Origin of the sequence: Rhodovulum sp. PH10 (assembly GCF_000293785.1) — a bacterium.
GTDB lineage: Bacteria > Pseudomonadota > Alphaproteobacteria > Rhizobiales > Xanthobacteraceae > Rhodoplanes.
On sequence record NZ_AKZI01000087.1, the window covers coordinates 34,687 to 44,725 of the forward strand.

Genomic DNA, 10,039 nt, shown 5'->3' on the forward strand with positions numbered 1-10,039 from the left:
TCTCGGCGCGCGCTCGGAAGGTCGCGAAGGACCGAAAATCACGATCATCTCCGCCCCCTCAGAACGCCAGTGTCTCGGTCGGGCGCACCGTCAGACCCGGATCGAGCTTCTCGACCCCGAGCGTCACCACCTTCTGGCCTTCGTCGACCCCGCCGGTGATCAGCACGTCGTCGTCCTCGTAGCGGGCGATGGTGATCGGCCGCGCCACCGGATGGCCGTCGCGATCGATCACCCACACGCGCGGGCCGTCGCCGTGGTCGAACATGGCGGTGAGCGGCAGGCGGGCGGCGCGGATGCCGTTCGGCGCGGTCAGCGCCAGCGTCGCGCTCATGCCGAGCCGCACCGCGTCGTCGGCGTGCGGGATGGTGTAGCGGGCGGCATAGGTGCGGGTCGCCGGATCGGCGGCCGGTGCGAGCTCGCGCAACGTCACCTCGTAGCGGCGGTCCGGCAGCGACCACAGCGTCAGGCTCGCGCGGGCGCCGCGCGCCCGCTCGACAAATGTCTCCGGCAGCGCCACCAGGGCCTCGACCTCGGCCGTGCGGGCGAGCCGCACCGCCGCCTGGCCCGCCGCCACCACCTGCCCGGGCTCGACCGGGGTCGCCGTGATGGCGCCGTCGGCATCCGCCTCGAGAGTGGCGTATTCGAGCGAGTTCTGCGCCAGATCGAGCGATCGGCGGGCGCGCCGCAGCCGGCCGCGCGCCTCGTCGGCAGCGGCGCGGGCCTTGTCGAGCGTGGCGGCGGCGGCCCAGCCCTTCTTCTGCAGCTCGATCGCACGGGCCTCCTCGGCGACCGCCTGCATCTGGCTGGTCTCGGCGGCCTTCACCTCGGCCTCCGCCTGATCGACCTGGAGCGCGAGATCGGTGGTGTCGAGCCTGAGCAGCGGCTGGCCCTTGGTCACCCGGTCGCCGACCTGCACCAAGCGCTCGGCCACCTTGCCGCCGACCCGAAAGCCGAGATCGCTCTCGATCCGCGGTTTTATCGTCGCCGCGAATGTCCGGGTCTCGACCACCTCCTCGTAGTGCACCGGGGCGACCAGCACCGGCCGCGGCGGGGCCGGCGGCGCCTCGGTCTTGCCGTTGCCGGAATCGCAACCGGCGAGCGCGAGCGACAACACGGCCAGCAGGCCGGCGGCCCGCAGCCCTGCGCGGCGTGCGGCACGGTGCGCGGCACCGAGGGCCGGCGCCCGGCGGGAGCCCGGATCGGGAGAGGTGGCGGGGGTGACGACGGGGACCATGGCGCCCTGATACTGATGACTGACGATTGACGTAAATCGTCAGTCATCACGAGAAAGTCAAGGCGGGGTTGCCCGGATCGTTCGGATTCGACCGAGCCCGGCCCCGATCGGTGTGTGGAAACGCTTGATGGTAAGCGATGTTTCAACGGACCCGCGGCCCGTTCGGGTGCCGCTCCCGCATCGCACGCTTTCGTGAGCGGGTGCGAAGGGGCCGCGCGACACTCACACCTTGGTGCGGATCCCGGCCCGCTTCAGCACGGCGTTAGCCGTGTGCCGGGACTTGATCTTTCCGTCGACGGTGATCCGCAGGCCGGTGATCGGGCTTTGCCAGATCTCGTGGTCGCCGCGCCCCTGGCGAACCAGGACGCAGCCCGCCTCCTTCAGAAGCCGGCGGATCAGGGGCGCGTAATCGTTCATGCGGCGGGCGCGCGGGCCCGGATGCGGAGTGAGAAGCTCGCCACCACCTCGATCGGAATCTCGATCTCCTCGGCGCTTCCGCCGTCGTCCTCGATCAGGTCGCGGACCAGGTCCGGCAGCTTCGCCTCGAGCGCGTTCAGGCTGTCCGCCTCGGTGACGAGGCCGGGCAGATCCGGGCTTTCCGCCACCCACACGCTCGCCTCCGGATCCCAGGTCGCGCGAACGAGAATCAGCCGTCCCATGCCGAGATGCCTCCTCGGAAATGCGGTCTTCATCGAAGCAGTTCGCCGGCGCACTGGCAATGTCGGTCACACCGCCAGAAACGCGCGCTGCGCCTCGGCATCGGCGAGCAGCGTCGCCATGGAGCCGCGCCAGCGCACCTCGCCCTTCTCCAGCACCACCGCACGGTCGGCGACCAGTGCGGCGAAGTGAATGTTCTGCTCGGACAGCACCACCGAAATCCCCTCGCGCTTGAGGGCGACGATGGTGCGCGCCATCTCCTCGACGATCACCGGGGCGACCCCTTCGGACGGCTCGTCGAGCAGCACCATCAGCGGATTTCCCATCAGGGTGCGGGCGAGCGTCAGCATCTGCTGCTCGCCGCCGCTGGTCGCGCCGCCACGGCGGTCGCGCATCCCGGCGAGATTGGGAAACAGCGCAAACAGCTTTTCCGGCGTCCAGGCAGGCGCCGGTCGGCCGTCCGGAAAGCTGCGCGGCGGCTGCCGGCCGATGTCGAGATTCTCCATCACCGTGAGGTCGGAGAAGATGCGGCGATCCTCCGGCACGAAGCCGAGCCCGAGCCGGGCGATACGGAACGGGGCGAGCCGCGACACCTCGCGGCCGAGAAAGCGCACGCTGCCGCGCCGCTCGACCAGCCCCATCACCGCCTTCAGCGTGGTGGATTTTCCCGCCCCGTTGCGGCCCATCAGTGCGAGGACCTCGCCGGGCCCGACGGTGAGGTCGAGCCCGAACAACACCTGCGCGGCGCCGTACCACGCCTCGAGCGTTTTCACCTCGAGCATGCTCATGGCGCGCCCCGCCGGGGCAACAGTCCGCGCAAAGGTCCCCGGACGAGATCCCGCACGCGCGCGGCGATGCCGGAAAGGCCGCCGGGAAACACCAGCACCAGCACCAGCACGATGGCGCCGAGCAGCGCCCGCCAATAGTCGGTCCAGCGCGCCACGCTGTCCTGCAGGAGCGTGTAGAGCGAGGCGCCGAGCAGCGGGCCGGTCGGCGAGCCGATGCCGCCGAGCAGGACCATCACCAGGCCGTCGATCGAGCGGCCGATCGAGATCGTCTCCGGCGAGATCGAGCCTTTGGCGAAGGCGAACAGCCCGCCGGCCACGCCGCACACGGTGCCGGCGATCGCGAAGGCGGCCCACTGCACGCGGCGCACGTCGATGCCGACCGCTTCCGCCCGCAGCGGGGAATCGCGACAGGCCCGCAGCGCATAGCCGAACGGCGCGTGCATCACCATCCGCAGAAAGAGCACGCCGGCGGTCACCAGCGCGAGCACCAGCCAGTAGAAGCCGGCGCGGCTGTCGAAGGGCGGCGCAGGCCAGATGCCGAACACGCCGTTCGAGCCGCCGGTCAGCTCCTCCCACTGATAGACGACCGACCAGACGATTTGCGCGAAGGCGAGCGTCAGCATCGCGAGATAGACGCCGGAGAGCCGCACGCAGAACCAGCCGAACAGCACCGCGCCGAGGCCGGAGGCGACCGGGGCGAGCACGAGCGCCACGCCCATCGGCGCGCCGAGCTTTGCGACCGCGAGCGCCGCGGCATAGGCCCCGAGGCCGAAATAGGCGGCGTGACCGAAGGAGTGCAGCCCGCCCGGCCCCATGATGAATTGCAGGCTCGCGGCGAACAGCACGGCGATCAGCACGTCGACCCCGAGCACCAGCGTGTAGGGCGAGGAGGCGAGAAGCGGCAGCAGCGCGAGCGCGACCAGCACGACGGCGCCGGCGGCGCGCAACCACGGCGAGGCGGGACGCAGCGGCGTCTCGGCCTCGGCGACCGCCCGCACGATCGCCGGCGCGCGTCCGAGCAAACCGTAGGGCCGCACGATCAGCACCACTGCCATCACCAGAAACTCGGCGACCAGTGTGAAGCGCGAGGCGTTGATCGCGACGTCGCCGACATGGACGACGCCGAGGCCGATGCACAAGGCCTTCACCTCGGCGATCAGCACCGCGGCGAGCCAGGCGCCCGGAATCGAGCCCATGCCGCCGACCACCACCACCACGAAGGCGTCCGCCAGCACGCCGAGATCCATCGAAAGCGCCGCCGGCTCGCGGGCGATCTGCAGCGCGCCGCCGAGGCCGGCGAGAAACGCGCCGGCCGCGAACACCGCGGTGAACAGGAGAGATTGATTGACGCCGAGCGCGCCGACCATCTCGCGGTCCTGCGTCGCGGCGCGCACCAGCCGGCCGAACCGCGTGCGCGTCAATGTGAGATGCGCGGCCGACAGCACCAGCGGGCCGACCGCGATCAGGAACAGGTCGTAGCTCGGAAATTTTCGGCCCAGAATGTCGACCGCGCCGTCGAGGCCGGGCGCGCGCGGGGCGAGCAGATCTTCCGGTCCCCAAAGCCACAGCGTCGCGTCGTTGATCACCAAGAGCAGCGCGAAGGTCGCCAGCAGCTGAAACAGCTCCGGCGCTTTATAAATCCGGCGGAGCAGCGTCAGCTCGACCAGAACGCCGAGAGCCGCGACGCCGGCCGCCGCAAGCAGAATGCCGCCCCACCAGCCGAAGGCACCGCCGAGCCCGGTCGCAAAGGTCCAGGCGAGATAGGCGCCGAGCATGTAGAACGAGCCGTGCGCCATGTTGACGATGCGGGTGACGCCAAAAATCAGCGACAACCCGGCCGCGACCAGAAACAGGCCGGAGGCCGCGCCGAGACCGTTCAGCGCCTGGAACAGGAAGGCATCGAGGGACATGGCGACAGGAAGGATTTATCGATCACGACGGACGAGCACGACGGAGCGAACACGAGGCACTGCACCTCTCCCCGCTCGCGGGGAGAGGTCGGATTCCGCGCGCGCCTGCGCGGAATCCGGGTGAGGGGGGCTTGGTCGCGAATTGCGAGGTCGGGGCGGCGTCCCCTCGCCAAAACCCTCTCCCCGCACGCGGGGAGAGGGAGAAGAGGTGTCTCATTCCGCCGGCCGCATCTTTTTCACCTCGTCGTCGGAGGGCAGCACGGTGGCGCCGTCGACATAGTGAAAGTCGGCCATGGTCGGGTCGTCGCCGTCGAGCGCGACGGTGCCGACATAGGCGCCCATGGTCGACTGATGATCGCTCGCCCGGTAGTGATAGGTTCCGAACGGCCCCTTCACCTCGAGCCCGGCAAAGGCGTCGGCGAGCTTTTCGGGGTCGGTCGAGCCCGCCTTCTCGATGCCGGCGGCGAGCGATTTCATCGTGTTGTAGCCGACGATCGAGCCGAGCCGCGGGTGGTCGTTCCACCGCTTCTGATAAGCATTCAGGAACGCCGTGTGCTCGGGCGTGGAAATCTTCTTCCAAGGGTAGCCGTTGACGATCCAGCCTGCCGGCGCCTCCTTGCCGAGCGGATCGAGATATTCCGGCTCGCCGCCGAGCAGGCTGACCACCGTGCGGTTCTCGAAGGCGCCGCGGGTCTCGCCCTCGCGCACCAGCTTCGCGAGGTCCGGTCCGAACAGCACGTTGAAGATCGCGTCGGGTTTTGTGTCGGCGATCGCCTGCACCACCGCGCCGGCGTCGATCTTGCCGAGCGGCGGCGCCTGCTCGCCGACGAACTCGACGTCCGGCTGCGCCTTTTTCAGCATCTCCTTGAACCAGCTGGCTGCCGACTGGCCGTACTCGTAGTTCGGATAGACGATTGCCCAGCGCTGCTTCTTCGCGGCGATCGCCGCCGGCATCAGCATCGCGACCTGCATGTAGGTCGAGGGCCGCAGGCGATAGGTGTAGCGGTTGCCGTTCTGCCAGGTGATCTTGTCGGTCAAGGGCTCGGCGGCGAGGAAGAACACTTTCCGCTTGCCGGCATATTCGGTCACGGCGAGGCCGACATGCGAGAGGAAGGTGCCGGCCAGCACCGACACGCCCTCGCGGGCGACCAGCTCGTCGGCGGTGCGCACCGCGTCGCCCGGATTGCCGCCGTCGTCGCGCGAGATCACCTCGAGCTTGCGGCCGAGCACGCCGCCTTCCGCATTGATCTCCTCGAGCGCGAGCTGCCAGCCCTTGCGATAGGGATCGAGAAAGGCGGGGATCGCCTTGTAGCTGTTCAGCTCGCCGATCTTTATCGGCTCCTGCGCGACTGCGGGCGTCGGGCGCGCGAGCGAGAAGGCGCCCGAGATCAGCACGGCCGCGGCGAAGGCGGCGCCGACAAAGGCGCCGATCGGGCGACGAACGACAGTCATGAACCTGCTCCGTAAAAATTTCGGTCCGGGTCGGAAACGATCCGCCGTGCGCACGCTGCCCGGTGTGGCACCGCAGGGCTCGCGGTGGCCGGGCATGTCCTCCGCCGGCCTCGGTGCCGCGCGGTTCTGCGCCCTTGGTGAAACGACTGATCGCCGCGAGTGTTTGTTCCGGCCGCCGGCTTGTCAAGCGCGAGCGACGTCGGAGACCGCATGTCGCAGCGTCGGATGGTGCGCTGCCCGCGCTTTCTCACAAGCCGCGCAAAAACTCGGGACGCAGCAGCGGCGCGCCATCCCGCGCTGCGGCAACGAGTGCGACCAGACGTTCGCGATCGGCCGGCAGCGTGCCGGCGAGCGGGAGGCAGTTGGAGGCGTGATTCGAGCGGAACACGACCGCCCGCGGCGGATCGAGCGCGCGCAGCAGCGCTTCCTGCTCGGCCAAGATTCCGTCGTCGTCCTGCGGCTCGAACGGCGTGCCGTCGCGCGCGAAGCGGGCGAGGAAGTCGTCCCGCTCACCGTCGCCGAGACGCAGCTGCAAGGTGGAGAGAAAACGCGGCGGCGCGCGATCGATCACCGCCGCGGTGCCCTCCACGTGCTCGCGCCAGAAGCGGCGTCCGCCGATGCCGAGGATCACCGTCGCCGACACCGCGATGCCGGCCGCTTCCGCACGCGCGATCGCCGCGGCGATGGCGTCCGGCGTCGCGCCCTTGGCGATCCGCGCGAGCACGCTCGCCGCCCCCGATTCGACCCCGACATAGACGAGCGCCAGCTTTTTCGCCCGCAACAGGCGCAGCTCCTCGGGCGGCTTGCCGTTCAGATTGATCGGCGTCGCGTAGCACGAGACGCGCTCGAGCGCCGGAAACGCCGCCGCGAGCCGGTCGAGGATCGCCGAAAGATCGGCGGTCGGCAGCACCAAGGCGTCGCCGTCGGCGAGAAAGATGCGGTCGGCACCGGGCCACATCCGCGCCGCGGTCTCGATGTCGGCGAAGACGTCGGCGAGCGGGCGCGCGCGAAACGCCTTCGTCTTGTACATGCCGCAGAAGGTGCAGCGATTGAACGAGCAGCCGATCGTCACCTGAACGATCGTGTTGCGGCCTTCGCTCGGCGGCCGGTAGAGCGGCGCGTCGTAATGCATCGCCTCGTCGTGAAATGCCTGGATCATCGGAACCGGCTCCCGGACGTGGCGGAGTTTCTTCGCGGGACGATCTCGTCGTGGAACGACCTGTGCGCGCATCATGCGGCGGCGGCGACCGGCGCGCAAGCGGACGGACGCTCGCGTCCCTACCCTCGCGTCCCGGACCCTCCCGTCGCAGACGCTGGCGTCGCAGACGCGGGCGTCCTTGACATTCGAGCGGGCCCCGGCGTCACTGGCGGACACTCGTTCTCAGCACCCCATCCCCCGAGACACCATGGCCGTCGCCGTTCAGCAGCTCCTTTCGATTCTCGACCTCGAGACGCTCGAGGTGAACCTGTTTCGTGGCCGCTCGCCTCAATCCGGCTGGCAGCGCGTCTTCGGCGGTCAGGTGATCGGCCAGGCGCTGGTCGCCGCCTGCCGCACGGTCGACGACCTCGCCGCCCACCCGCCGCACTCGCTGCACGCCTATTTCCTGCTACCGGGCGACCCCAAGGTGCCGATCATCTACGAGGTCGAGCGGCTGCGCGACGGGCGCAGCTACTCCACCCGCCGCGTCACCGCGATCCAGCACGGCCGGCCGATCTACTCGATGATGGTCAGCTTCCACGGCGCCGAGCCGGGCCTGACTCACCAGTTCCGCATGCCGGAGGTCGCCGACCCCGAGACGCTGCCGACCGAGCTCGACCTCAAGGAGCGCATCCTGCCGCTGATGCCGGACCCGGTGCGCGGCTATTACGAGCGCGAGCGGCCGATCGAGCTGCGCCCGGTGGAGTTCGAGCGCTATCTCGGCAAGGCGCATCCGGAGGGCCGCTTCCACGTGTGGATCCGCACCACCGGCAAGCTGCCGGACGGCGACCCGGCGATCCACCGCTGCGTGCTCGCCTACGCCTCCGACATGCTGCTGCTCGATGCCGCGATGATCCCGCACGGCCGCACGCTGTTCGAGAAGACGGTGATGGCCGCGAGCCTCGACCACGCGATGTGGTTCCACCGGCCGTTCCGCGCCGACGAGTGGCTGCTGTACTGCCAGGACAGCCCGAGCGCCTGCGGCGGCCGCGGGCTCGGCCGCGGGCTGATCTTTGCGCGCGACGGCACGCTGATCGCCTCGGTGGCGCAGGAGGGCGTGATCCGCGACCGCCACGACTGAGCGGCGCCCGACGCCTCGGCGAGAAAGAACCCTTTGGACGCACGGCCGCACCGCAGCACGGACGGCTGACGGCGCGCGGCGAACGTCGTAGGGTGCACCCGAAAACGTTCGTATCGTCGCATTCGAGGGGGTCTCATGAAGCTCGTCATCGCCGTCATCAAGCCGTTCAAGCTCGACGAGGTCCACGAGGCGCTGACCCGCATCGGCGTCAGCGGCATGACCGTCGCCGAGGTCAAGGGCTACGGCCGCCAGAAGGGCCACACCGAGATCTATCGCGGCGCCGAGTATGCGGTGAGCTTCCTGCCGAAGGTGCGCATCGACGTGGTGGTGCCGGCCGATCGCGTCGAGGCGGTGATCGAGGCGATCACCTCGACCGCCCGCACCGGCCAGATCGGCGACGGCAAGATCTTCGTCACGCCGATCGACCGGGCGATGCGCATCCGCACCGGCGAGACCGACCAGGACGCGCTCTGACCGCACGAGCGGTCGGCGGCCGGCCGAACGTGAGCGGGTCGCTCACCGGCAGCACGCCGGGTGCATCGCAAAACCGAAGATCCGATCCCGGCGGCTCCGCCGGGATCTTTTTCTTTTCCGCGCTGGTCTGCCCGGCGGCTCCACCGGGGTCTTTCTTCCCCCGCCGGCCGGCGTCCCACTCCCGCTGGCTCCCGCCAGCTCTTTTTGCGCGAAATCGTCTCCTTGCGACCGCATGCGTTGCGGGCGACCGGCTCGGAGCCGGCACGGCCGGGCCGACTGCCTCTTTCGTGGGCAGTCGTTACATCTTTTTTGAGCATGTTCGTTCGGCCGGCCGGCACGTCGCGCCTCGGTTGACGGCCCGCCGGTTCCCGCCTTTTGCGGCATGTCGGTGCGGCAGCGGCCCAAAGACCGTCGGCCGCAGGCCTCGCACCGCACCGCACCCAGTTGGCACGCGGCTTGATTCGCCAGGCCGAGGCTTCGGCTTGCGGGGGGGCGATCTCGCGCGCGGAGCCGATCTGTTTCGGCCCGTTCCCGTTCCGGGAGGGCTTCAGCGGGGATCGACATTCATGAAAATCGTCATGGCCATCATCAAGCCATTCAAGCTCGACGAGGTCCGCGATGCGCTCACCTCCATCGGGGTCTACGGCATGACCGTGACCGAGGTGAAGGGCTACGGGCGCCAAAAGGGGCACACCGAGATTTATCGCGGGACCGAGTACGCGGTCAGCTTCCTGCCGAAGGTCAAGGTCGAGATCGCGGTGCCGAGCAGCCAGGTCGAGAAGGTGATCGAGACCATCTCGGGTGCCGCCAAGACCGGCCAGATCGGCGACGGCAAGATCTTCGTGGTCGGCATCGACCAGGCGGTCCGCATCCGGACCGGCGAAACCGACAATGCGGCTCTGTGAGCTTGCGGCCATCCGGACAGGAGTGACACCCATGATCTTCAGAACACCGTATCGTGCGGGCTTGATCGCCCTCGCGACGGCGGCCTTCTTCGCGGCGGGCGCGGCCTACGCCCAGACCGCGACCCCCGACGGCGCCGCGGCCCCGGCCGCGACGCAGACCATCGCCCCGAGCGACACCGGCGCGACCACCGCACCGGCCGCCGCCGACGAGACCACCGCCCAGGCGAGCGAGCCGGCCGACGCGCCGGCGGCCTCCGAGCCCGCCGCCTCCGAGCCCGCCGCCAGCGAGCCCGCCGCCAGCGGCAGCAGACGAATCGATATCTCGCTGCCCGGCACCGGC

At 69.7% G+C, this 10,039-nt stretch carries 10 protein-coding genes and 1 pseudogene; 4 read left to right on the forward strand and 7 right to left on the reverse strand.

Annotated features, from left to right (window positions below):
* Positions 1 to 58: 58 nt before the first annotated feature.
* The 7 genes from A33M_RS14615 to A33M_RS14645 all read right to left on the reverse strand — a co-directional run bounded on the left by A33M_RS14615 (position 59) and on the right by A33M_RS14645 (position 7,200).
* Positions 59 to 1,234, reverse strand: coding sequence for an efflux RND transporter periplasmic adaptor subunit (locus tag A33M_RS14615; RefSeq protein ID WP_008388489.1), 1,176 nt, complete (start codon positions 1,232 to 1,234; stop codon positions 59 to 61).
* Between the two features lie 222 nt (positions 1,235 to 1,456).
* The gene (locus A33M_RS14620) at positions 1,457 to 1,651 is read right to left on the reverse strand and encodes a type II toxin-antitoxin system HicA family toxin (protein WP_008388492.1); all 195 of its coding nucleotides are present in this window, start codon (positions 1,649 to 1,651) and stop codon (positions 1,457 to 1,459) included.
* Positions 1,648 to 1,893 (reverse strand): DUF1902 domain-containing protein, encoded by a 246-nt coding sequence (locus A33M_RS14625; RefSeq protein ID WP_040620729.1) that lies wholly within the window; start codon positions 1,891 to 1,893, stop codon positions 1,648 to 1,650. The genes A33M_RS14620 and A33M_RS14625 overlap by 4 nt, the downstream gene beginning before the upstream one ends.
* Positions 1,894 to 1,959: 66 nt before the next feature.
* Positions 1,960 to 2,673 (reverse strand): ABC transporter ATP-binding protein, encoded by a 714-nt coding sequence (locus tag A33M_RS14630; RefSeq protein WP_202801901.1) that lies wholly within the window; start codon positions 2,671 to 2,673, stop codon positions 1,960 to 1,962.
* A gap of 2 nt (positions 2,674 to 2,675) precedes the next feature.
* On the reverse strand, positions 2,676 to 4,589 hold the full coding sequence (locus A33M_RS14635) for an ABC transporter permease (protein ID WP_008388498.1): 1,914 nt from the start codon (positions 4,587 to 4,589) through the stop codon (positions 2,676 to 2,678).
* A 213-nt stretch (positions 4,590 to 4,802) separates the two neighbouring features.
* Entirely contained in the window at positions 4,803 to 6,041 is a 1,239-nt protein-coding gene (locus A33M_RS14640) for an ABC transporter substrate-binding protein (protein ID WP_008388502.1), read from the reverse strand.
* Between the two features lie 247 nt (positions 6,042 to 6,288).
* Entirely contained in the window at positions 6,289 to 7,200 is a 912-nt protein-coding gene (locus A33M_RS14645) for a radical SAM protein (RefSeq protein WP_008388504.1), read from the reverse strand.
* Positions 7,201 to 7,447: 247 nt separating this feature from the next.
* On the opposite strand from A33M_RS14645, the gene tesB reads away from it, so the two are divergent.
* The 4 genes and pseudogenes from tesB to A33M_RS22480 all read left to right on the forward strand — a co-directional run.
* On the forward strand, positions 7,448 to 8,320 hold the full coding sequence (gene tesB, locus A33M_RS14650) for an acyl-CoA thioesterase II (RefSeq protein WP_008388507.1): 873 nt from the start codon (positions 7,448 to 7,450) through the stop codon (positions 8,318 to 8,320).
* A 135-nt stretch (positions 8,321 to 8,455) separates the two neighbouring features.
* Positions 8,456 to 8,794, forward strand: a complete 339-nt coding sequence (locus A33M_RS14655) for a P-II family nitrogen regulator (protein ID WP_008388509.1) — start codon at positions 8,456 to 8,458, stop codon at positions 8,792 to 8,794.
* A gap of 566 nt (positions 8,795 to 9,360) precedes the next feature.
* Entirely contained in the window at positions 9,361 to 9,699 is a 339-nt protein-coding gene (locus A33M_RS14660) for a P-II family nitrogen regulator (protein WP_040620732.1), read from the forward strand.
* 31 nt (positions 9,700 to 9,730) lie between these two features.
* A pseudogene (locus tag A33M_RS22480) lies at positions 9,731 to 10,039 on the forward strand (hypothetical protein); the annotation flags it as partial.

Coding starts and splice junctions, on each gene's coding strand:
- A33M_RS14615 (WP_008388489.1), bottom strand. CDS start 1,234: ATGGTCCCCGTCGTCACCCCCGCCACCTCTCCCGATCCGGGCTCCCGC.
- A33M_RS14620 (WP_008388492.1), bottom strand. CDS start 1,651: ATGAACGATTACGCGCCCCTGATCCGCCGGCTTCTGAAGGAGGCGGGC.
- A33M_RS14625 (WP_040620729.1), bottom strand. CDS start 1,893: ATGGGACGGCTGATTCTCGTTCGCGCGACCTGGGATCCGGAGGCGAGC.
- A33M_RS14630 (WP_202801901.1), bottom strand. CDS start 2,673: ATGCTCGAGGTGAAAACGCTCGAGGCGTGGTACGGCGCCGCGCAGGTG.
- A33M_RS14635 (WP_008388498.1), bottom strand. CDS start 4,589: ATGTCCCTCGATGCCTTCCTGTTCCAGGCGCTGAACGGTCTCGGCGCG.
- A33M_RS14640 (WP_008388502.1), bottom strand. CDS start 6,041: ATGACTGTCGTTCGTCGCCCGATCGGCGCCTTTGTCGGCGCCGCCTTC.
- A33M_RS14645 (WP_008388504.1), bottom strand. CDS start 7,200: ATGATCCAGGCATTTCACGACGAGGCGATGCATTACGACGCGCCGCTC.
- tesB (WP_008388507.1), top strand. CDS start 7,448: ATGGCCGTCGCCGTTCAGCAGCTCCTTTCGATTCTCGACCTCGAGACG.
- A33M_RS14655 (WP_008388509.1), top strand. CDS start 8,456: ATGAAGCTCGTCATCGCCGTCATCAAGCCGTTCAAGCTCGACGAGGTC.
- A33M_RS14660 (WP_040620732.1), top strand. CDS start 9,361: ATGAAAATCGTCATGGCCATCATCAAGCCATTCAAGCTCGACGAGGTC.